At 53.0% G+C, this 22,800-nt stretch carries 16 protein-coding genes; 14 read left to right on the top strand and 2 right to left on the bottom strand.

Annotated features, from left to right (window positions below; genetic code table 11):
• Positions 1–49: 49 nt before the first annotated feature.
• From AC0YOB_RS15935 to speE, 10 genes are all read left to right on the top strand, one after another.
• Complete coding sequence (locus tag AC0YOB_RS15935; RefSeq protein ID WP_210045054.1) at positions 50–973, top strand: carbohydrate ABC transporter permease; 924 nt, start codon at positions 50–52, stop codon at positions 971–973.
• Entirely contained in the window at positions 970–1,794 is an 825-nt protein-coding gene (locus AC0YOB_RS15940) for a carbohydrate ABC transporter permease (RefSeq protein ID WP_475793614.1), read from the top strand. Before AC0YOB_RS15935 ends, AC0YOB_RS15940 begins: the two co-directional genes overlap by 4 nt.
• A 37-nt stretch (positions 1,795–1,831) precedes the next feature.
• Positions 1,832–2,749: an N-acetylmuramic acid 6-phosphate etherase gene (murQ, locus tag AC0YOB_RS15945; protein ID WP_475793615.1), complete on the top strand. Its 918-nt coding sequence runs from the start codon at positions 1,832–1,834 to the stop codon at positions 2,747–2,749.
• 12 nt (positions 2,750–2,761) lie between these two features.
• Positions 2,762–3,685, top strand: coding sequence for a BadF/BadG/BcrA/BcrD ATPase family protein (locus AC0YOB_RS15950; RefSeq protein WP_475793616.1), 924 nt, complete (start codon positions 2,762–2,764; stop codon positions 3,683–3,685).
• Positions 3,686–4,084: 399 nt separating this feature from the next.
• Positions 4,085–5,476 (top strand): MATE family efflux transporter, encoded by a 1,392-nt coding sequence (locus AC0YOB_RS15955; RefSeq protein ID WP_210045050.1) that lies wholly within the window; start codon positions 4,085–4,087, stop codon positions 5,474–5,476.
• Positions 5,477–5,842: 366 nt separating this feature from the next.
• Positions 5,843–7,036, top strand: coding sequence for an ornithine--oxo-acid transaminase (locus AC0YOB_RS15960; protein WP_475793617.1), 1,194 nt, complete (start codon positions 5,843–5,845; stop codon positions 7,034–7,036).
• Between the two features lie 106 nt (positions 7,037–7,142).
• Positions 7,143–8,843, top strand: a complete 1,701-nt coding sequence (locus tag AC0YOB_RS15965; protein WP_475793618.1) for a sigma-54 interaction domain-containing protein — start codon at positions 7,143–7,145, stop codon at positions 8,841–8,843.
• A gap of 312 nt (positions 8,844–9,155) precedes the next feature.
• On the top strand, positions 9,156–10,727 hold the full coding sequence (pruA, locus tag AC0YOB_RS15970) for an L-glutamate gamma-semialdehyde dehydrogenase (RefSeq protein WP_475793619.1): 1,572 nt from the start codon (positions 9,156–9,158) through the stop codon (positions 10,725–10,727).
• A 243-nt stretch (positions 10,728–10,970) separates the two neighbouring features.
• Positions 10,971–12,227 carry a Rossmann-fold NAD(P)-binding domain-containing protein gene (locus AC0YOB_RS15975; RefSeq protein WP_475793928.1) on the top strand — a complete coding sequence of 419 codons (1,257 nt, stop codon included), beginning with the start codon at positions 10,971–10,973 and terminating at the stop codon, positions 12,225–12,227.
• 18 nt (positions 12,228–12,245) lie between these two features.
• A complete protein-coding gene (speE, locus tag AC0YOB_RS15980) occupies positions 12,246–13,127 on the top strand; it encodes a polyamine aminopropyltransferase (RefSeq protein WP_475793620.1) in 882 nt (293 codons plus the stop codon).
• Between the two features lie 84 nt (positions 13,128–13,211).
• Here speE and AC0YOB_RS15985 read toward each other — a convergent pair whose 3' ends face one another.
• Positions 13,212–16,166, bottom strand: coding sequence for a DEAD/DEAH box helicase (locus AC0YOB_RS15985; RefSeq protein WP_475793621.1), 2,955 nt, complete (start codon positions 16,164–16,166; stop codon positions 13,212–13,214).
• Positions 16,163–17,803 (bottom strand): SWIM zinc finger family protein, encoded by a 1,641-nt coding sequence (locus tag AC0YOB_RS15990; protein WP_475793622.1) that lies wholly within the window; start codon positions 17,801–17,803, stop codon positions 16,163–16,165. Before AC0YOB_RS15990 ends, AC0YOB_RS15985 begins: the two co-directional genes overlap by 4 nt.
• A gap of 174 nt (positions 17,804–17,977) precedes the next feature.
• Between AC0YOB_RS15990 and AC0YOB_RS15995 the strand changes: the two genes are divergently transcribed.
• From AC0YOB_RS15995 to AC0YOB_RS16010, 4 genes are all read left to right on the top strand, one after another.
• Positions 17,978–18,664 (top strand): peptide-methionine (S)-S-oxide reductase MsrA, encoded by a 687-nt coding sequence (locus AC0YOB_RS15995; RefSeq protein ID WP_475793623.1) that lies wholly within the window; start codon positions 17,978–17,980, stop codon positions 18,662–18,664.
• A 163-nt stretch (positions 18,665–18,827) separates the two neighbouring features.
• Positions 18,828–20,075, top strand: coding sequence for a hypothetical protein (locus AC0YOB_RS16000; protein ID WP_475793624.1), 1,248 nt, complete (start codon positions 18,828–18,830; stop codon positions 20,073–20,075).
• Entirely contained in the window at positions 20,072–20,884 is an 813-nt protein-coding gene (locus tag AC0YOB_RS16005) for a glucosamine-6-phosphate deaminase (RefSeq protein ID WP_475793625.1), read from the top strand. Before AC0YOB_RS16000 ends, AC0YOB_RS16005 begins: the two co-directional genes overlap by 4 nt.
• A gap of 705 nt (positions 20,885–21,589) precedes the next feature.
• A complete protein-coding gene (locus AC0YOB_RS16010; protein ID WP_475793626.1) occupies positions 21,590–22,750 on the top strand; it encodes an MFS transporter in 1,161 nt (386 codons plus the stop codon).
• Positions 22,751–22,800 lie beyond the last annotated feature (50 nt).

A 22,800-nucleotide genomic window follows, 5' to 3' on the forward strand; every position in this document is an offset into this window, starting at 1 on the left:
TCGGGGCTGCCGCTTGTTCTATTCATGTTAGCGAGGTGTAAGCTTTTCTATGGCCGACAAACCGAAACGACTTCAACGAAACAGATGGTCCATTCATCTGTTCCCGATTCCAGCCCTCGCCATTTATTTGCTGTTCATTATCTATCCTATATGCGCAGCGTTCTCGTACAGCTTGTATGACTGGAAAGGCATTCAGCGGCTTGGTTTTATCGGACTTCAGAACTTTAAAAACTTATTTACGCTTGAGCCTTTCAATACGATGTTTTGGAATGCGATTGAGCATAATGTCATCTATTTTGTCGTACAGATGGTTGTCCAGAACGGTATTGCCTTCCTTCTTGCCTATCTTGTGTTTCAGAAGATTAAAGGCTCGGGCTTTCTCAAAGTGGCTTATTTCCTGCCAAGGCTGTTATCCGTCATTGTGGTGGGGTTTTTATGGAAATTGATTTTAAATCCGACATATGGAACGGTTAACGTTCTTCTTGATAAATTGGGTTTGGATTCATGGACGATGGCCTGGCTGGGCGATCCGGGCACCGCTCTGCTCTCGATTATTTTCGTAAACTCCTGGTTCGGAGTCGGGTTGTCTCTGCTTATTTTTCTGGCTGGCCTGCAATCGATTCCTGTCGAGGTGATGGAAGCGTCCCGTCTGGACGGCGTCAGAGGACTCAAAATGATTCGCACGATTGTTCTTCCTTTGATGATTCAACCCATTATTATGATTACGGTGCTTACCTTTATTCAATCCTTCGAGGCCTTTGAGCTTATATATGCGATGCAGGGCTCGATGGGAGAACCATACTATTCAACCGATACAATGGCTGTATTCTTCTACCGTACGGCATTCGGGGGCTCATCCAGCGACTCGGTCGCTATCGGACTTGGTTCAGCGCTTGCTGTTGTCATGTTCGCGATTATTTCTATTATTTCAGCCGCTTTCCTGGCTCTGACAAGGAAGGTGAACCAGGTATGAGACCAAGCGTATCGCTTCGAATTATACAGTACGGAATCGGCTATCTGTTTGCTTTCCTGAGCCTGTATCCGGTGTTTCTTATGGTTTCCTCCTCATTAAAGACTACCATTGAGATATTCAAGAAACCTCTGGCATTTCCCGGGAAGCTGTCCTTTGCCGCTTATGCGAATCTGCTTGACCAGCTTCCATTCGGCAGGTTTTTATGGAACAGTATTTTCGTTTCGGGAATCAGTGTCATTATTATTCTGATTGCATGCTCGTTGGCCTCCTATTATATTGCGCGAACGTCGTTTAAATGGAACGGGGCGCTAATGTTTATTTTTCTGCTGGGCATGATGATTCCCATCAAATTAGGGATTGTACCTTTATTTTTATTGATGCGGGATATCGGCTTCATCGATTCGTCCTGGTCGCTCATCTCGATCTACAGCGCTATGGGAATTCCGCTTGGCGTTATGATTCTAACGGGATTCTTCCGAACGCTGCCCAGGGAGCTGGAGGAAGCGGCCAAGATCGATGGTTGTACCGATATGCAAATTCTGGGGCGTATTATCTTGCCGTTAATGCGTCCGGCACTGGGCACCGTCATGATTATTAATTTTGTAACCGCCTGGAATGATTTCTTCTTCCCGCTCATCTTTATTCAAAGTGAGATCAAGAAGACGATTCCTGTGGGAATGATGTCCCTGTTCGGTGAATATGCTTCCGATTGGAGCACTCTATTCGCAGGGCTTACGCTTGCTTCGCTGCCGATGATTGTCATATTCATCATTGCATCCAAGCAATTCATGGACGGGATGACGGCTGGTGCGGTCAAGTAAACACAACGACAGGGAAAGACTACAGGAGGAATGTTTTATGGACACCTTGCAGCATCTTGTGACCGAGCAGCGCAATGAACGAACGCTTGACTTAAGCGAACTAAGCATCAAAGAGATTATCCATATCATGAATGATGAAGACGGCAAGGTTGCTGAAGCGGTTCGGCAAGCACTGCCTGAGATAGAGGCCGTAATCGCCAAGATTGTGCAGGCTTTGGAGCAGGGCGGCAGACTGGTCTATATTGGAGCCGGAACAAGCGGGAGATTGGGCGTACTTGACGCTTCCGAGATTCCGCCTACCTTTGGCGTCGATCCTCAAACCGTTGAGGCGTTGATTGCCGGCGGAGAAGGGGCATTCGTGACTGCCGTCGAAGGGGCCGAGGACGATGAGCATCAAGGCGCGCTTGATTTAGAGAGCAGACAATTGAATGCAAAAGATATTCTGGTCGGATTGGCCGCAAGCGGGAGAACGCCCTATGTCAAAGGCGCCTTGCAATATGCCAGGCAAATTGGTGCGTTTACCGCAGCGGTGGCCTGCAACCGGAACTCAATCCTGGGCAAGTATGCGGATATAGCCATTGAAGTGGAGGTCGGGCCTGAGGTTCTGACCGGTTCCACGCGTCTCAAGGCGGCAACCGCTCAGAAAATGATTCTTAATATGTTGACGACGACAGCGATGATCAAAAGAGGCAAGGTTTATCAGAATTTAATGATTGATCTTCATGTGAGCAACCAGAAGCTGCAAGAGAGGGCCCGCAATATCTTGATGCAGGCAACAGGCGCAACGGCCGAAGAGGCGGAGCGCAAGCTGCTTGACGCCGGCAATCATGTGAAGACCGCAATCGTGATGATAGAAACGGGTTTAAGCAAGCCGGAGGCGTCTCGGCATCTTGAGGAGGCGAATGGCTTTGTCACCAAAGCTATTGCAGGAGCCCGGTCGGCGCAGGGCAGGTAGGTGGATGGACAAATGAAATACGTCATTGGAATTGATGGCGGAGGGACCAAGAGCATTTTGCATATGATGGATTTGGACGGCAATCAGCTGTTTGAGCTGCAGGGCGGGCCGACTAATATATATGCGACCAGCGTGGAAGAGGTTGAGCGGGAGCTGAGCGAGCTGCTTGACCATACGGCGGAGATCTCGGGACGGAGCATAGCTGATTGTGCCGCGCTTTGTCTTGGCAGTGCCGGTGTCGACCGCCCCTATGAGAAGCAGGTATTAAGCGGCGTGTTTGAAAAATGCGGGGTGACGGGCAATCTTACCATTACCCATGATGCAGAGGCTGTGCTTGTTGCCGGAAGCGGGAAGCAAGAGGGAATCACGCTCGTATCAGGAACGGGATCGTTTGGATTCGCCCGGGATTTGAGCGGCAACCGCGCGCGTGCCGGCGGCTGGGGGCATCTGATCGGAGATGAAGGCGGCGGCTATGATATTGGCATTACGGCCATTAAAGCAGCCATCCGCAGCTATGATGGCCGTGAGGCTCCGACCCTGCTGCTCCCGATGATTATGAAGGAGATTGGCATCGAGCAGCCTGAGCTATTCCTTCAATATGTGTATAAGACCGCGGGCAAGCCGCAGATTGCCTCGTTGGCCAAAGTTGTGTCCGAGGCTCATCTGGCGGGGGACGGCAGGGCGAAGCGGATTTTGGATGATGCGGTGAACGAGCTTTATTTGATGTCGGCAACACTCATTCATACGCTCCGTTTTAGGGATCGGGACATAACGCTTGTGGCAAACGGGAGTGTTTTCACTCATATTCATTATGTGTATGAGAAGCTTGCGGAGCTCGTCCAGGCGGAGTTTCCCCGGATCACGGTCCTTAAGCCTGCCCGTAATGCGGCCTATGGGGCGGCGCTGATTGCCCTGCAATCGCTGCAGATGTGCTAGGATAGACAAGGTATCGATACAAACGGTGAAAAAACGGAGTCCTGTGAAAGTGCAGCTCCGTTTTTTTCTCTATGTATATATGTGCTGGCAGGCTGGGGTCAGGATGCTGTCCTGCAGCCGATTCAAGAAACGGGCCGTATTTCATTTCCAAAAGAGGAGCATATTTTACGTTGACAGACTTCTCACCCAGTGATAGCATCTATCAGAGGAAAAAGCGTGCGCGGATCACGCGTCGGTATTTATATCATTCCTGCATATTGCCTAAAAGCGCAGCTCTTCTACGTGAAGGGTTTTTTTAAATATGAGCACGTATCACGAGGGAAGAAAGTGCTAAGCGGCCCAGAACGGGCACGGGCGCCAGCAAGCTTCTTCTTAATCCAACAAAAAGAATGTGATGAGTTGAATCAAGCCCAATTGAAAATCCGGACGCAGGGTTTCCTGGAGAAGCATTTGTCCGGAGAATCAATCGATTATCGTCAAATTATTGCCCTTTTCATTCCGATTCTGATTGATCAGGCCTTCATTGTATCTCTGAGTCTGGTGAATACCGCTATGATCAGCTCGTCAGGCGTGGCGGCGATCAGCGCGGTCAATATGATCGATTCGCTCAATATGTTTCTGATCGGGGTCTTCGTCGCCGTATCGACCGGAGGAACGGTTGTGGTTGCGCAGTATAAAGGAAACGGCAATGATTTGATGGTTTCCAAAGCTGCAGCCAGCTCCGTGTCCTCGGTTTCGTTGCTGGCCTTGGCCATCAGTCTGTTTATCATCGTGTTTCACCATCCGGTTCTGAATCTGCTGTTCGGAGCGGCTTCAGAGGATGTATTCGCCAATGCCAAGGTTTATCTGGTCGGAAGCAGTATGTCCTATGTTGGAATTGCCATCGTGGAGGCGGTCTGCGGCGCGCTCAGGGGGATTGGGAAGAGCAGGGCTTCGCTGGGCCTTTCCTTGTTCATGAACTTGTCTTACGTGCTGCTCAACATTGTTTTTATCAACTTTCTGCATATGGGTGTGCACGGGATGGTCATTGCAGTGAACATTGCCCGTTATCTGGCTGCAGTCTGCGCGATCCTCTTCTTGTTGAAGATGAGCACCACCCTGCATATTCAAATTCGGGATATGCTTCATGTGAATGCGGTCATGCTCAAGAGGATCCTGTTTGTCGGTCTTCCCTTTGCGGCGGAGCAGATGTTTTTCAATGGCGGAAAGATTTTAACCCAGGTGTTCATTGTCGGCCTCGGCACTTTCGCCATCGCGACCAATGCCATCAGCGCTTCCTTCGCCGGCTTGTCCCAAATTCCCTCCAATGCCTTGACCATTACGCTGATCACAGTGGTCGGTCAATGCATGGGGAGACGCAATATCGAGGACGCCCGCAAATTTACAAAATCGTTCCTCTGGCTGTCGTCTTTTGCCTTTATCCTGATGGGTTTGATCATTCTTCCCTTGTTTGGGCCGCTTGTCAGTTTGTTTCATCCGCCTGCCGAGATCGTGGACGATATTTTTACGATCGTGCTGATCAATATCATTGCCCAAATCCCGCTCTGGTCGATCAGCTTCATTATGCCGTCAGCGCTTCGGGCAGCAGGCGACTCAAGATTCACATCTATCGTCGCCATGCTGTCCATGTGGCTGTTCCGGATTGTGCTCGGTTATATTCTGGGCATTGTGCTGGACTTTGGAATTATCGGCATCTGGCTTGCCATGAACTGTGAATGGGGAGTGCGCGGCTCCATCTTCCTGTGGCGGTTTGCCGGGAAGAAGTGGTATCAGCACCGGTTGATCGACTGAGCCTCTCTCTTCATTATAAGAAGATAAAGTCCAGCTGAGCGCTGGCGTCCTTAACAAGCAGATGCCTGCTGTCCTGGCATAGTGCTTGGGGAATGTATCACATGTGCGCTGCCACCGATTGGTCGAAAGGGATGCCGAACAGGCATCCCTTTTTTTGCAGCTTATAGAGTTTATAAGCTTCACTCCTATACTTGTTCTATAAAGTCTGAGAGAAGAAACCAACGGGGCCTTCAGAGGGCGGCGGAGCCGGTTCTTCTTGCTTATTATTCTGTCTCAAGTCTTTATTTTACACATATAGTAAGACGGAAGAGGTAAGCAAGCAGGGCGCGCACATAAATTCAATACGGTTAGGAAGAGGGGACGACAATGAAACAGGCCAGGGACATAATCTCCATTACGGAGCGTCTTGGAGCTCATAATTATCATCCGCTGCCAATCGTCATTGCCGAAGCGGAGGGCGTATGGGTCGAGGATCAGCAAGGGCGGCGGTATATGGATATGCTGAGCGGCTACTCTGCGCTGAATCAGGGACACAGGCATCCGCGGATTATCGAAGCTTTGAAGCGTCAGGCCGATCTCGTTACGTTAACGTCGCGTGCCTTTTATAATGAGCCGCTGGCAGAGCTGATGGAGCTGGTGACAGAGCTGACCGGCAAAAATACGATGCTGCCGATGAACACGGGAGTGGAGGCGGTTGAGACTGCCGTCAAGGCAGCCCGCCGCTGGGGATACCGGGTGAAGGGGATTCCTGATAACCAGGCGGAAATTATCGTGTGCGAGGGCAACTTCCACGGACGGACGCTCGCCGTCACTTCGTTCTCCTCGGAGCCTGCATATCGCGAGCACTTCGGTCCGTTCCTTCCCGGCTTCAAGATCATTCCTTACGGGGATCTGGAGGCGCTTGAGAAGGCGATCACGCCGAATACGGCTGCGTTTCTGGTCGAGCCCATCCAAGGGGAAGCGGGGATCGTTATTCCGCCGGACGGCTATTTGCAGGGAGCGGCGGCGCTATGCCGGGAGCGGGGCGTACTGTTGATGGCGGACGAGATCCAGACAGGCTTCGGCCGCACCGGCAAGCGGTTCGCATGCGATTGGGAAGAGGTCGTTCCCGACGTTTACATCTTGGGCAAAGCTCTCGGAGGAGGCGTGTTCCCGGTATCGGCCGTTGCTGCGGACAGCAGCATCCTCGGCGTATTCGAGCCGGGCTCGCACGGCTCGACCTTCGGCGGCAATCCGCTTGCCAGCGCGGTTGCGGTTGCGGCGCTGCGGGTAACGGAGGAAGAGCAGCTGGCGGATAGATCCTTGTCGCTCGGTGCAGAACTGCTTGCAAAGCTGAGACAGCTTCACCACCCCGACATCATCGATATCCGGGGCCGGGGCTTGTTCGTCGCGATTGAGACAGCCGGACCTGCGCGTCCCTATTGCGAGAGGCTGAAGCAGGCAGGGCTGCTGTGCAAGGAGACGCATGAGAAGGTTATCCGTCTCGCGCCACCGCTTGTGATTTCGGAGGCTGATTTGCAATGGGCGGTGGAACGCATACGGCATGTTTTCGCTTCTTAGGGATTAGAGTTGCGGGATGGTTTCTTCAAGCATATCGGGTTGGAATTGATTTCCCTTCTGTGATAAGTTAATAAAGAGAGTCACGAAGGAAAGGATACTATCGAACATGTTCAATTTTGAACAGTTGTATATTGATTCGTCTTTTGCCCTGATCGAGAAGGAGATTTCCTTGGCGGAAGTACGGGTGCTGCTGGAACAAAACCGTTTTGTCGTCTTTATAGATAAGCTCGCGTATGTTGTAGCCGACAGTGAATCCGTACTGCTGGAACTATCGGATCCAAAGATGCAGCTGCGGGAATGGATCAAATTCACGAAATCTCCCGGATCGCCCATTTGTCCGTTGAATCGCCTTATGGAGCTGGAACTGACTTCGGACAGGCCTGTCCTGATAGGAGAAAATCCGTCAGAGATCCGGGGCGTGACAACTGCCCGCAGGATCGCAGAATGCCTGATTAATGAGAAGCGGCGGTTAACCTCTTATTTTATCGCACTGGTCGAGACGGTTAATGAAGCTGTAACGGCAGTTGACCAAAAAGGAGAAGTGATCTATTGGAATCAGGCGGCAGAACAGGTTTACGGGATTCGCAAGGAAACGATCATCGGCAGGAAGATCGGCGAGCATTTTGACCAGGAGTCGATTATGCTCCAGCGGGTATTGGATGAGGGGCGCCCCGTCCGGCAGGTCTATCATCAGCCGACCCCCGATACCCATGTGCTGATCAGCGCCTCCCCCATCATGGAAAACGGCAGGATCATTGGCGGTATCGCCACGGAACAGGACATTACCCGAATTGTCCGTTTGAACGAAGAGCTTTATTCCGCTGTTCCCGCAATGGTTGAGCAGGACCGGTCTTTTGCCGCCATTATCGGCTCGGGGATTATGTTTAAACGCGTGTTGGAGCTTGCGAAGAAATTCACCCGCGTTCATACGCCCGTTCTTTTGACAGGCGAAGCGGGATCAGGCAAAGAAATGCTGGCGCAGGCGATCCATGACGGAGCAGGGGGGAAGGACGCTTCCTTCCTTACGGTTCATTGCGGAGCGCTTCCGGGAGGACTTCTGGAAACCGAATTGTTCGGTTATCAGGGAGGGGCGTTTACCAGTCAAGGGGACCGGGGGAAAGCAGGCAAGCTCGAACTGGCCGCGGGAGGCACCCTCCTGCTGAAGGACATCGACAGGATGCCGCCCCACATTCAACTGAAGCTGCTGCAATTTATAAAAAGCGGCTCCTTCCTCCGGATCGGCGGGGAGGAAGCCGTTCGAGCGGATACCCGAATCATTGCGACCGCATCCGCCTCCTTGCAATCCCGGATGGAGGAGGGTTACTTTCTGGAGGAGCTGTATTATAAATTAAATGTCATGGGGATTGAAATGCCGCCCCTGCGTGAACGAATGGAGGACATTCCCGAGCTTGTCCAAGCGTTCTTGCGGGAATTCTCATTGCAGTACAATAAGCTTATTCCCAAACCCGATAAGGATGTCATGACTGCGCTGATGAATTACGATTGGCCCGGTAACATAAGGGAACTGCGCAATGTTGTAGAACGAATCGTTGTACTCGGCGATGGCGGCGCCATATCGGTAGAACAACTGCCCCAAGGCTTGGTTTCGGAGCTTCAGCACGATAACGGCAGGATTGAAGAGGGGGATATTTCCCTGAAAGCGAGACTGACCGATCAGGAAGAGAACGCGATTATTTACGAAGCGCTGCACAAGGCTTACGGGAATAAAAGCGCAGCCGCCAAGCTGCTTGGTATTTCCAGAGGAACGCTTTATAACAAAATGAAAGAATACGGAATCAAGTTTTGAATGTAAGCTTATGCTTGTTCCGGCAAAAAAGCCTGCCCCGAAAAGGAAAAGGGGGCAGGCTTTTTTGCGCTTGGCAGGGCATAGACTAAAGGATGGAAGTCTCCTCACGCCGCGGGAAGACGGCATAGCGGCAGCGGATTTATAGAAAAGCGGTCAAACAAATTCATATACAAATATTGTATGACGATGTACAATAAAGATACAAAAGTGTTCAATATAGGACGTATGTTGAACAGTCTATAGTCGGACAGCATAATCTGATTTATCCTAATCATATGTTTATACAATCCTCAAAAATAGGAGCGTGGGAAGATGAAAAACAGCATGAGTACTTCTTTTGTCAACGAACCGTTTACCGATTTCTCATTAGTGGAGAATCAGCGTGCGATGAAAGCCGCCCTGGACAAAATCAGGGGACAGCTGGGCGGCGAATATCCGCTTTTCATCGGTGCCGAAAAGGTGATGACAGCAGAAAAAAACGTGTCGATAAATCCGGGCAATCTGGATGAGGTCATCGGGCATGTCAGCAAAGCTTCGGTGGAATTGGTCGAGCGTGCCATGACCGCTGCGGTTGCGGCGTTCGAAAGCTGGAAAAAGGTGCCTGCCGTCGAACGTGCGCAATACCTTTTTGACGCTGCGGATTTAATGCGCCTGAGAAAACATGAATTTTCGGCTTTAATGGTATTGGAGGCGGGGAAGAACTGGCCGGAAGCCGATGCCGATACGGCGGAAGCCATCGATTTTCTGGATTTTTACGCAAGAGAAATGATTCGCTTGAGCGAAATCAATACGTTTCGCCCCTTGACGAAGCTCAGTGGGGAAACAAACAGGTTAACGTATATTCCGCTGGGGGTCGGCGCCATTATCCCTCCATGGAATTTTCCTTTGGCCATCCTGGCAGGGATGACATCCGCGGCGGTCGTATGCGGCAACACCGTCCTGCTGAAACCGGCAAGTCCTACCGCTGTTATTGCGCACAAGTTCGTGGCTTTAATGGAAGAGGTCGGATTGCCTGCGGGCGTCATCAATTTCGTTCCGGGCAGCGGGGCGGAAGTGGGCGATTATATCACCTCTCATCCGCAAACGCGATTCATTAATTTTACGGGCTCCAAAGAGGTTGGCTTGCGCATCAATCATATTGCTTCCGGGACGGCAGAAGGTCAAATCTGGATAAAACGCGTCGTGGCCGAGCTGGGCGGGAAGGATGGTATCGTTGTGGATGAGACGGCGGATTTGGATCAAGCCGCCTCCGCTATCGTCGCTTCGGCTTTCGGCTTCCAGGGACAGAAATGTTCGGCAGGCTCGCGCGCCATCGTCGTCAAATCCGTTTATGATCAAGTTTTGGAGAAAGTAGCCGATTTGACGAGAAAGCTGCAAATCGGGCTTCCGGAAGACAATTACCCCGCAGGTCCCGTTATCGACCGCAAATCCTATGACAAGATTTTGGAATATATTGAAATCGGCAAGGAGGAAGGGCGGTTGGTCGTCGGCGGAGAAAAGGCGGAAGGGAACGGATTCTATATTCAACCGACCGTGTTTGCGGACGTCAAATCCAAAGCGCGTATCATGCAGGAGGAGATATTCGGCCCCGTTCTGGCGGTTGCGGCAGCGGAGGATTGGAAAGAAGCGATCGGCATGTATAACGATACGGAATACGGATTGACAGGCTCTTTCTTTTCACGCGAAGAGCAGAGGATTTCCTGTGCGCTTGAAGAAATGCATTGCGGAAATTTGTATATCAACCGCAAATGCACGGGCGCTTTGGTAGGCGTTCATCCGTTCGGCGGCTTTAACATGTCGGGAACGGATTCCAAGGCGGGCGGCTATGATTATTTGCTTCAATTTACTCAGTCCAAACTGACATCCATAAAAAACGAAGCCTAAATTCATCGGGTCGCCGGTGCGCCGAAACGAGTATGTGCGAAATGGCCATTATATTATTTTTATCTTCCCGGAACCATTAGCAAAGAAAGGCTGTTCTCCAGTGTTCGCAAGAACGCCGTGAGGGCAGCCTTTTTCATGGGGATATGGTTGTATCCCGGCGGGCCGCAAAAATAAATTCATGAAATGGGTATTGGATTAGATCGACTTCTATTAAACAGGAATATCTTGGTTTAAAAGGAGTTGATAGATTTGGAGAAATTAACTCTCAGCTTGCTTGGCAGCGCCGGAGGTGTGGCCAAATCCATTCTTGCTATATTGGACAAATCGTTCCAGGACGCCGATGATCCCATCCACTCGTTTATCGGCAGCGTTCATATTCATTTGGTCGATCTGAAGCAAAAGGAAATGGAGTACTACGAGCAATTCATTCCTCATCTGAAGCATACGGTTACCTTGCATCAGTTCGATTTGAAGGATTTGAGTCTGTTCCGTCAGCATTTGATCCAGACGAAGACGACGCTCGTCGTTGATATTTCCTGGGCAGACACAGTCGAAATGCTGGACTGCTGCAATGAAATGGGCATTCGATATATCAACACCGCGCTTGAAAATACAATGGTGGACGATAGCGAAGAGCTTGAAGGATTTACGCTGTTGGAGCGGTATCGTATTTTCCAGGAAAATAGAGAGCGTTTCACCAATATGAAGGCAATCATCGGCTCCGGAATGAATCCAGGTGTCGTGCAGTGGATGGCCCTCGAGATGATGAAGCAGAATCCTGGCGAAGAGCCTCTCGGCTGCTATATCGTTGAGCATGACAACTCGTTCTATAGCGATTTGACGCAGGTGAAGAAGAAGACGGTTTATACCACATGGTCCCCCGAATGTTTTTTGGACGAGGCGATATTGAACTATCCGATGTTTATGAAGCAGCATATGCCCCTTATTCTCTATAACGCTGTTTACGAGCTGGAGTTTAAAGTGGCGCTTGGAAGCAAGCAATTTTACGGCTGTTTGATGCCGCATGAAGAGGTTATCACGCTTGGGAAAGCTTACGATATGGAGGTTGGCTTCATTTACCGGGTGAATGACCATACGACGGACCTGATCCGTGCCAATCTCGACAATGCGAACGATTTGTGGAATTGGAACCATAAGGTGCTGGACCCTTTGGATGCCGAGCTGGAGGGAGAAGATCTGGTAGGCGTGCTTCTTGTTTATAAGGATAAGGAACAATACATGTACAATACCATGAGCAATGCCGGCATTTTTTCCGAATACAAGACTAATGCCACTTATTTTCAGGTAGCATGCGGGATTTATGGGGCCATATCCGCGATGCTGCTTGATGATATTCCTGATGGTGTTTATTTTGTGGACGAACTGCTGCATCAAACAGATACCGGATATGGCACATACCTTTCGTATTATATGAAGGACTTTGTTACGGGTGAAAACAACGGATCGGACGGGCTTTTGCTGGATCGCATGAAAAAATGAGAGGGGTGAGATGAAAGAATGACGAATCATAAGTATTCGCTGACCGGCTATCACAAAGAAGAGAATGAGGAGCTGTGGTTATGGGACGATCTTCCCGAGCTCGATATGGAAATCGGATATAAGGTCGGATCGCTGCTCCACTATGAGCATTCCCCGTTTCAAGAAATCAGTATCGTCGAGACGAAAGCCTTCGGACGTATGCTCGTTCTGGACGGGACCCCGCAGGTTACCGCCAAAGACGGGTTTATCTATAACGAAATGATTACACACATCGCGATGGCCGCGCATCATAAACCCCAAAAAGTGGCCATGATTGGAGGAGGAGACTGCGGGCCGGCCCGCGAAGCGCTGAAGTACGAAAGTGTGCGGCAGATCGACGTGGTCGAAATTGACCCGAGAGTGATTGAAGTCTGCCGGACATGGATGACAAAAGAGACTGGCCAGGAGCGGGAAGGGCTTATTCGAACGGTATTAAAGGACGGATATAAGTGGATTCAGGAGCAAAAAAATATGTATGACGTGCTTCTGGTGGACAGATCGGACCCCTATGGCCCGGCAGTCAGTCTATACAAGCCGCAATTTTATCAATATGTATATGACAGCTTGACTGATGACGGGATTGCCGTATTTCAGTCCGGTTCTCCCTACTATTCGGGTATTCTAAAGAAGACAAGCAGCAGCCTGAAGAAGCTGTTCCCCATCGTGCACACGTATATCTGCTCCATCCCCTCGTTTCCCGGCGGAATTTGGAGCTTCACGATTGCTTCAAAAAAATGGGATCCCCTGGAGGCGGATTTGAACGGGCTGCAGTGGCAGGATGCGAAATATATAAACCCTGAGATTTTCCAGGCGTCCTTTGCATTGCCCCAATATATAAAAAGTGCACTGGAAAACAAATGAAAGGTTGGCTTCTCCATGATGAATAAACAAAGCCAGCCTGATTCCAGGCATGGCTTTGCTTCCTCTTAACGGGCTTCTTCCGCCTTATCCGCCCATCCAGTCCCGCCGCAGCGTGAACAAATCCTTCAGCGCATCAGTCGACAGCTCGGTGATCCAGCCTTCGGAGGTAGTGATCACATTATCGCTAAGCTGCTGCTTGTTCTCCAGCATTTCGTCGATGCGCTCCTCCAGCGTTCCCAGTGAGATGAACTTGTGCACCTGGACATCCCTGGTCTGGCCCATCCGGTAGGCGCGGTCCGTAGCCTGATTCTCAACGGCGGGGTTCCACCAGCGGTCAAAATGAAAGACATGATTCGCCGCCGTCAGATTAAGGCCGACCCCGCCCGCCTTGATCGATAAAATAAACACATTGGGCTGTTCTTCAACCGGCAGTGTCCGGGACTGGAACTGGTCAATCATGCGGTCGCGGGCGGTTTTGGACGTGCTTCCGTTCAGATAGAGCACCGGCTCCTGAAGCTCCTGCATCAGCACCATCTGCATCAGCTGCCCCATGCCGACATATTGGGAGAAAATCAGGCAGCGCTCGCCCTCCTCCCGGACCTCCCTCACCATGGCGAGCAGGCGCTCCAGCTTGGAAGAACGGCTGATCAAGCTCTCCGTGTCCAATTGTCCGGCTTTGGCGGCAGACAGCTCCGGAAGCGTCTCCTTCGTCAGCAGCATCGGATGGTCGCAGAGCTGCTTGAGCTGCGTCAGCGCGGCGAGAATGGCGCCTTTGCGTTCAATTCCCTCCAGCTCCTGCATGCGTTCCATCAGCTGGTTCACGGTTTGGTCATACAGCGCCCCCTGTTCGGTGGTCAGGTGGATGTAAGTCTTCATCTCGTTCTTATCCGGCAGATCCAGCTGGATGGCCGGGTCCTTCTTCTTCCGGCGGAGCATGAAGGGCTTGACCAGCTTCTGCAGCTCCACGGTGCGCTGCTCATCCCGCTCCTTCTCGATGGGATTGACGAACCGGTCGTTAAAGCTCCGCGGACTGCCCAGATAACCCGGGTTGATAAAATCATAAATCGACCAGAGCTCCGACAGCCGGTTCTCGATCGGCGTCCCGGTGAGCGCAATGCGATGACGGGCCGGGAAGCTCCGGACGGCCGAGGACTGCTTGGTCTGGGCGTTCTTGATATTCTGGGCCTCATCCAGACAGATCGTCGACCAGGTGAAGGATTGCAGCAGCTCCTGATCCAGCGTTGACGTGGCGTAGGAGGTCAATACGATATCCGCCGCTCTGACTTCTTCATGAAAGTCATCGCCGCCAAGCCGCCTGCCCCCATAATGAAGCACGACCTGCAGAGACGGAGCAAAGCGGCTTAATTCCTTCTGCCAGTTGCCGATTACCGAGGTGGGGCAAATGAGCAGAGACGGCCTGTGATCGGCAGGATCGGCCGTCGTTTCCTTGAGATGCAGCAGATAAGCGATGAACTGCACGGTTTTACCCAGGCCCATGTCGTCCGCGAGACAGGCGCCAAGCCCGAAGCGCCGCAGAAAAGCAAGCCAGGCGTAGCCCTCATGCTGGTAAGGCCGCAGCTCCGCCCGTAAGCCTGCAGGCACGGCGAGCGTCGGCCACTGCGACTGCCGGCTGATCTGACTGATCAGCTTAATAAGATGCTCATTAAGCTCAACCTCAAGCTGAACCCGCTCCGCATGCCCCGGCTGATCCTCCGCTTCGCCGTCCTGCTCCCCGCCGCCGCTTCCCAATAAATGCAGCTGCATGACATCCTGGAAGGACAAGCCCTGCTTGCCGTCCACACCCGCCATGAGCTTGCGGATTTGGGCCAGCAATGCCGGATCCAGCGGGACCCATTGTCCGCGGAAGCGGACCAGCCGTTCATTGCGGGCGACGAGCTCGGCGAACTCCGCCTCGGTGAGGTCGGCGTCGCCGATCGCGATGCGCCAGTCAAAATCGACAATCGAGTCAAGACCGAACAAGGAGCCGCCTGTACTGCCTGCGCCGGAGCGGACCTTGGCGCGGAGCCGGGGCTTATTCCGCCTGGCCGCTTCCCACCAGGCGGGTAGCAGCACCTGCCATCCGGCGTCGAGCAGCTGCTGGCTCTCCGCCGTCAGGAACTGCCAGGCCGCTTCATCGGCAAGCGGGCTGTTCAACAAGTCGTCGCTGCTGCCGGATAGCCGCTCCGCAGGCAGGATAGCGCTTAGACGCGCCAGCCAGCCGGCCGAGCGGTCAGAGACATGAGCCGACCAGTCAGCCGGCCAGGATCCGAGCGCTTCGCCATCCCGGGTCAGCCGCACTTGCGCGAGTATCGACGGATCCTCCTTGTCCTGCAGGACAAGCTTGAGACTCCATGAGGCGTCGTCCATGTCATCCTCCGGCTCAAGCAGCTGCAATAAAGGCCGGAATGGCGCGGTATCCGCCTTCCAGCCGATGGCAATCAGCCACGCCCGTTCGTCCAGACCGGAGCCGGCCGCGCGGTCTTTGGCGAACAGAAGCGGGAATTCCCTGCGCAAATCGGCCGCAGTCGTTTCGGTTCCATAATAACGGTTAAATACCGCGGAAGAGAACGATGCGCGCAGTCCGTCCCTGAAGCCGTTATCGGCGCTGATCTGCCCAAGCGCCGACTGCGTCTCCTCATCCAATGCTTCCTGATCCCAGGTCCAATTGAGCTTGCCGGCCTGGAAGGCGGATAAGCCCGGTATATATTTCTTCTCCTCGATGCAGGCGGCAAGCATCGGGGCGAGCTCAATCAGCTGCGCCGCATCGCCCTCCCATACCCACTCGATATGCGCGAGCAGCTCGCGTTCGGCAAAGAAGGGAATGACAAACTCGGAGGGAAGGAGCACAAGCTCAATCCCCTGAACAGTCTGGACGGACAGCTCCGTTCCATAGAAGGAAGCCTCATGCCAGGCGAACAAGCGCTGTTTCAGGGATAAACCGGATATAAAATCATGATTGCCGCTTGATCCGTAAATAACCGCATCTCCATACGCGCTCAAGCTGATCTGGATGGTGATGGTGTCCATATAGATGCTCATGGAATCAGTTTTCCTTTCCGAAGCTCCTCCTGCAGCGCCCGAAGACGGCTGTGGCGGTCGGTGAATGCGCCCAGAAACAGTTCCCAGCGCGATTCCTGCTTCGTTTTTTTGTACAGCTTGAACAGTCTCTTGAGCAGCTTCACCGCTGCCTTGTAGCTGTCTCTGTTCTTCTGGATAACATATCGCTCCACAGCCTGATGGTAGAAGGGCAGGAGCATCTCCGGGGCATGCTTCTCAATGGGCTGAAAGACGCTGACGCGAAAATCCAGCGGCTCCCTGCCGGCGCTGAGATGATAATCCATCCACTCCCGCCATTTGGCATGCGCAAGCAGAGCTTCTTCATAGATATCCCGCGAATACGGAAGCATGCCGGCAAGCGTCTGCCACATCAACGGCTCCGAATCGGGCAGCTGCTCAAGAGCCGTCTCCCAGTAGACCGCATACTGCGTCAGGCCATCCCTGCGATAGCCGGTCAGCAGCGGGCTGATTTCGGCCAGCCAATCCACCAGGCGCTGCCACTGCCCCGCTTCGGCCAGATCGCTCAGGAAAGGATACAAATCATCAGGACGGACGTCGAAGCCGGCGGCTGCCTCACGCAGCAGCTCCCAAGTCTCCTGATCCTGGGTCAGCAGGAAATGCATCCGGCACCGGGCCAGCAACCAGGGCAGCCTGGAGAGGGCAGCGCCCAGCTCGGGACCGGCAGCCTGGAGGACATCTAATTCCTCTGTGTACATTTTCGTATCGCCCCGGGCCGGGCGGAGCCAGTTCCTCCACAGCAGATCGTAGAGTCTGGAATAGTAATGGAGCTTCGGGGATTCCGTCAACATCTGCCTGCGCAGATAGGCCAGCGTCCCTGCCATTCCATTCTGCGGCTCCTGCCCGGCCGTGCCGGCAAGCTCGTCTGACAGGATGCGCACAATTGCTTCCTGCACATCATCAGCGGCAACATGGGTGTGAAATCCCATATAGTAGGCGGACCACTGGCTCTGCGACTGCTTGATCAGCTTGCCAAGCACGAACAAATGGGCATGCAATCCGAACAGCTGCTCCACAAGAGGGGGGAGCGGGGGCTTTATTTTACGGATAGAAGCCAATGCATCCTTCACATACTGACTGGTGTAGGTGTTGTCGGACAGCTCCGCGGTACACAGCTCAAAGAGCTCATGCCACTCCGGAACGGACATGCTGTCAATACGGCTTGCCTGCTCCATTAACTTGGCTTTGGCCTGGGCTTTTCTGTCATCGGAGGGATTCGGTTTGCGGCCGGCTGCAGCGGCAGAAGCTTTTCCTGGTTGCGCGGACGCTGCCGACGATCTCGCATTCGCGAGCGCAGGGATCGGTCTATCCTGCAGGTCGGCATATTGAAGAAGCACGGCTACCATATGCTTGCAGCTGCCGTTGACCGGACAATCGCAGCGGCTTTCCGACAAGCTGTCCAGGTTGATTTTGACGTCATAATCCTCAGTTCCCTCAACTACGGCTTGAATATGGACGGCGTCGGGCATTTTAAAATCAAGGACGCGCTGCTGTTTGAAATATTGGAACCCGCGTTTGATCGTGATATCATCAAAATATTTGGCGGTGTTCTGAATGAGCTGCTCCCATTGCAGGTCATCTATGGTACCGGTTAGTTTCATGGTCGATTAATCTCCTGATAGAGAGTATAGTCTGGTAGGCAACTATTTTCTCTATTATATCAGGTACCCTTGAAAAATAAGAGCGAAGCCGCATAATGGGCAGCTGCGAAGCCGATACTTTGGAAAAGCGGCAAGGCGGGCAGTTTAAATTCATATGGTAAGGGAGGCACCGGAATGGATCAAATGGGTCATCGGGATGTGCAGGGGAGGAAATTGGCTGAAGCTGCTTCGAATGAGGATATCCGGACTGCGACGCTTGCGATGGGATGCTTTTGGGGTCCGGAAGCCTTATTCGGCCATCTGCCCGGCGTCGTCAGGACGCGCGTTGGCTACGCCGGGGGCACTTCGGAGTATCCTTCGTACCGCCAGATGGGAGATCATACCGAAACGCTGCAAATTGATTATGATCCTGTTATTCTCCCGTTCGAAGAAATCCTGGATACGTTCTGGAACAACCATAATCCGTTAAATATTAACGATTATAAAGGCCGCCAGTACATGTCCCTCTTATTCTTTAATGATGAGCATGAGAGACAAACGATCCGGCAGGTCCTCGAGAAGCGCAAGGGACAGGGAAAAGGCGAGCCGGATACCGGGATTGCCCCATATTCCGGGTTTCATCCTGCTGAGGACAGACATCAGAAATATTATTTGAAAAGGTACCCGGATGCCATGGAAAAGCTGGGCACGCTCTATCCTTCAGGGACGGATCTGGCCAACTCGACGCTTGCGGCCCGTCTGAACGGATTGGCCAAAGGATATACGAATCTGGAACGGATCATCCGTGAGATCCGGCAGTGGCCTGCGTATCCTGACGATAGGGAAATCATGATTAAGCTGATTAAACATATACGATGGTAAATAAGGAAGAGCGCCGCGACAGACGGTGCTCTTTTTTTAAATAAATGAGGGATGGTCAAATTTGTCCATGATATGTTCGTTTCGTTCTATCGACAGTGCGGGGCCGACTTTGGCATCATTAGATTCATCAATGATATCCGTATCACGGAAGGGGAGCTGGGATGTGATCAAGTTTGCCGGAATTGCCAATCCATATCATGTGGGCGCTTACAGCGTGGAACGAAATGCAGCCGTGCTTCAGCGATACCGCTATCTGCATGAAGGGCTGCTGCGGGCCGCCGCGGGACAGCTGCCGGGCCGCGAGGACTGGAACTTGCGCATGGGCATGTGCAAGCATTTGTACGAGGACGCCGAGGCGGCGGATCTGCTCCGCCGGCGCATTCCCGAGCTGCGGACATCCTCCGCCGTGCTGGGCAAGGAGCCTGATCCGCGGCTGACGCTGCTGATGGAGGAGCTCGTCCAGGCCAGGACCGATCTGGAGTGGGCAAGCGCGGTTTATGAGGTGATCAAGCCGGCGATGCTTGAGGCATTCCGCTTCCATCTGGACAATACGCAGCAGATCGTAGATCAGCCTACGATCCGGCTTCTGCGTCAGGCGGCTGCCGATCTGGAAGCCCAGCTGGAATGGGCCGCTGCTCTTCTGGCAGATCTGCGCGCCCAAGCGGAGCAGGAAGGGGAGGAACGGGAATTTTGCGGCGTCCTGCGCACCATGCTCCTGGCAGCAGGCGGAGTAGCAGGCGACCTGCCCCGCTCTGCAGATGTGCCCAGACGCTGGCGCTCCGGCACCCCGTATGCGATCCCGGGCAAGTCCAGACGGGACCCGCGCCGGATGGGACCGACTACCCTGGTCCGCACTGGCGTCGAGAATCCTCCTGCGGATCCCGTTCTGAACGAGCTGGTCATGAAAATGCGCGTCAGGCAGGAGGAGATGACGGCTTGCGATCTGGTTGCCGGCGTGCTCTACACCCAGAGCAGCATGCCGTGGAGCTTCTATTATGATCTTGCCCGTCATATTTGGGACGAGGCCCGTCATGCGATGTTCGGCCAGGCTGCGCTGGAGGAGGACGGCTATGAATGGATGACCCGCCCGCAGTATACCTCCGACTATGACATCAATGCCGAGAAAATCCCTGCCGCCAAGTACGCCTGGCTCAGCATCGGGATTGAGGAGGGGGCCATGATCAGCCTCGGGAAGAAAAAGGAATACGAATGGTGCCGCGATGAGGCCAAGCATCCGTTGATGACGCAGTTTCAGGATTACGACTGGGCAGACGAAGTCGTGCATGCCAATCTGGGCCGCAAATGGGCGCCTGATCTGATGGGCGAGCCCCTTGGCTTTGTGCGCGAAATCGCCCAGAAGGAGCTGGATCACTTCTGGGCAGAGGTCAGAAAGGCGGAGCAGCAGGCATGAACATCTATAAGATGCAAACATCCAGGATCGGATCTTTTGTAGCGGATCGGTTTCAGGAGCTTCTCGCAGCCAAGCGGGATGCCGTCATTGGCTTAACCACGGGAAATACCCCGCTTACAACGGGGATATATCAGGAGCTGGTCCGCAGAGAAAATGCGGGCAGCCTGGATTTTCGGCCATGCGTATTTGTGAATCCTGACGAGCAGATCGGCATTGCCCGGAATCATCCCGAGAGCTACAGCACATATATGAACCGGCATTTTTTTGACTCGATCACGCATGCAGCCAAGAAGCGCTTCATTCCGGACGGAACGGCAGCGGACCCCGATGAGGAGTGTGAGAGAATGGAACGGTTTATCCAATCCTCCGGCGGCATTGACTACCAATTGATCGGGCTTGGCATCAATGGTCATATCTGCTTTATTGAGCCGGCTCCTTCCCTTCCTTCGCATAGCTTCGTGACACCGATCGCTCCAGTGAACCGGGAGCTGTATGCGCCGCTGTTTGGTTCACTTGAAGCCGTACCAACGCATGCCGTAACATTCGGCTGGGGCACGGTCATGCGCTCGCGCAAGCTTTGTCTTGTCGCGGCCGGCGAGAGCAAGGCGGATATTGTCGCGAGGTCGCTCCTTGGGCCCGTCACAACGGAGCTTCCGGCCACATTGGTGCAGCTGCATCCGGATGTTGATATTGTGCTGGACCACGCGGCTGCGAAGGTATTTGAGGAGCAGTATCAGTCGCGCGATATTTCAAATATACAAATTCGGCATCGGGTTGAAACGGTTAAAATTTATGATGCAACGAGTTGAAACTTTTACGATGCCAAGAGTCATCCGGTTAGTTTCATGTTAAGGTCAGTCCTGCCGCGGACTGGCCTTCTTTTATAGCTGCGCGCTCTCCTGATATTTCAGGCAGAGGGGCTTTGAAACAATGCCCGAAATACGGTGCAGCCGGTTATTCAAATTCAGAACGGATAAGCTTTTGTCTAATCCGTAATTTATTGGTCCAGAGGGTATTAATTTGCGCTGAATTTAGTTAAAATGATTCAGACCAAAGTGATAACTGTACGGACTTGAATATATGGAAATCAGGATGATCTTGCGTGAATATAAGACAGGATTGAGAGTTAGCCGCACTTTGTTTAATGAATAAAATAACTCGCTGCGTCATCCGGGGGCGCTCCGCCACTGCTCCAGTAAGGTTATTCCTTGCTGGAGCGTCTGAAAAGCGGCGGTGACGCGGTGCAAGCGGGTAAAACCCGCTTGGAACTAACTTCGAGCGGGTTGGGTGAGTACAGCGGCTGCTGTAGGCAGGTTTACCCGTACTGGACCGTCTAAAAAGTGATGAAGACGCGCTGCAAGCGGGTAAACCCCGCTTGGAACTAACTTACGAGCGGGTGGGTGTGTAAAGCCAGCGCTGTAGTCAAGGAAAGGCTGCTTTATGTTATCGGGGAAGCAAATTGTTATGAAGGATGGCTTACACATCACGCTATTTTTAAGGCAGGGAGAATGATCGTGGACAAACAGCTCGGGACACTTCGGGGACTGCAATTTTGGCTGTATGCGGCAAGCGGCGTGGCAACGCCGTTCCTGCCACTTTATTTTGCGGAGAAGGGCTACTCCTCTTCCCAGATCGGAGCGATGCTGATGGCGGGGCCGCTGATCGCTATTTTCTTTCAACCGATTTGGGGTTATGTCAGCGACCGGATGCAGACCGTTAAGAAGGTGGTCTTCCTGCTCTGGATTCTGACAATTCTCTTCAGCATCGGCCTGTTCGTCTCCGAGGCCTATGCCATGACGTTCATGTTCATTATACTGATGTATGTGTTCTTCCAGCCCTCCTTCCCGCTGCTGGACAGCATCACGATACAGGCGGTCGAACGGCGGGGAGCGACATATGGCTCGATTCGTCTGTTCGGTTCGTTGGGCTTCACGGCAATCGCGGTGGCAGGGGGCTATATACTGGATGCTATGGGTGGAATTCAGCAGCTGGGATACCTTTTCTGGGGAGTCTGGATTATCCCCATTCTGCTGCTGTTTCGCCTGAAGGACGAGCCAGCCGAGGGAGAACGTATGACGCTGCGTTCGATCCAGGGAATCTTCGGAAACAAGTCGTTTCTCTTATTCCTGCTTCTGGTCTTTGTCATTACAATTCCCCATCGCATGAACGATGCCATGTTTGGGTTGTACATGAAAGAAAATGGCGCATCGGATACGCAGGTCGGCTGGGGATTCGCGCTCTCCGCCATCGTGGAGCTCCCTGCCTTCCTGCTGCTCAGCCGGTATCTGAAGCGTATTCATGAATTTGTGCTTATTGGAATTGTCGGCATTCTCTATTCCATCCGCTGGCTGTTCTACGCCTGGGCTTCAGAGCCGTGGCAGATCCTGCTGCTGCAGGCGGGTGCTTCCGTGACCTTTGCGATTTTCTGGATATCCGCAGTACATTATACGGTGCGCGTGCTGCCCAGACAGCTGGGCGCCACCGGCCAATCGCTGCTCGCGATGGTCTTTCTCGGTCTGGCCGGTATGACGGGCGCTACCGTAGGAGGCTGGCTGAACGACAACTACGGCGGCTCCAGCATGTATTATTTTGCCGCTATAGTGTCATTAATCGGGGGACTCGGCTTCCTCGCGGCCGAATATGCGGCAAGAATGAAGAAGCCCGCCCGAGCATAAAAGCTGTGCAGCTGCGATGTGAGCCCTGCCGTTTGAGAAGACCGTTCGTT

This window comes from Paenibacillus sp. JT31N17, from assembly GCF_056269255.1.

Excerpts from the sequence above, each read along its gene's own strand:
- AC0YOB_RS15935 (WP_210045054.1), top strand. The coding sequence starts at position 50 with ATGGCCGACAAACCGAAACGACTTCAACGAAACAGATGGTCCATTCAT.
- AC0YOB_RS15940 (WP_475793614.1), top strand. The coding sequence starts at position 970 with ATGAGACCAAGCGTATCGCTTCGAATTATACAGTACGGAATCGGCTAT.
- murQ (WP_475793615.1), top strand. The coding sequence starts at position 1,832 with ATGGACACCTTGCAGCATCTTGTGACCGAGCAGCGCAATGAACGAACG.
- AC0YOB_RS15950 (WP_475793616.1), top strand. The coding sequence starts at position 2,762 with ATGAAATACGTCATTGGAATTGATGGCGGAGGGACCAAGAGCATTTTG.
- AC0YOB_RS15960 (WP_475793617.1), top strand. The coding sequence starts at position 5,843 with ATGAAACAGGCCAGGGACATAATCTCCATTACGGAGCGTCTTGGAGCT.
- AC0YOB_RS15965 (WP_475793618.1), top strand. The coding sequence starts at position 7,143 with ATGTTCAATTTTGAACAGTTGTATATTGATTCGTCTTTTGCCCTGATC.
- pruA (WP_475793619.1), top strand. The coding sequence starts at position 9,156 with ATGAAAAACAGCATGAGTACTTCTTTTGTCAACGAACCGTTTACCGAT.
- speE (WP_475793620.1), top strand. The coding sequence starts at position 12,246 with ATGACGAATCATAAGTATTCGCTGACCGGCTATCACAAAGAAGAGAAT.
- AC0YOB_RS15985 (WP_475793621.1), bottom strand. The coding sequence starts at position 16,166 with ATGAGCATCTATATGGACACCATCACCATCCAGATCAGCTTGAGCGCG.
- AC0YOB_RS15990 (WP_475793622.1), bottom strand. The coding sequence starts at position 17,803 with ATGAAACTAACCGGTACCATAGATGACCTGCAATGGGAGCAGCTCATT.
- AC0YOB_RS15995 (WP_475793623.1), top strand. The coding sequence starts at position 17,978 with ATGGATCAAATGGGTCATCGGGATGTGCAGGGGAGGAAATTGGCTGAA.
- AC0YOB_RS16005 (WP_475793625.1), top strand. The coding sequence starts at position 20,072 with ATGAACATCTATAAGATGCAAACATCCAGGATCGGATCTTTTGTAGCG.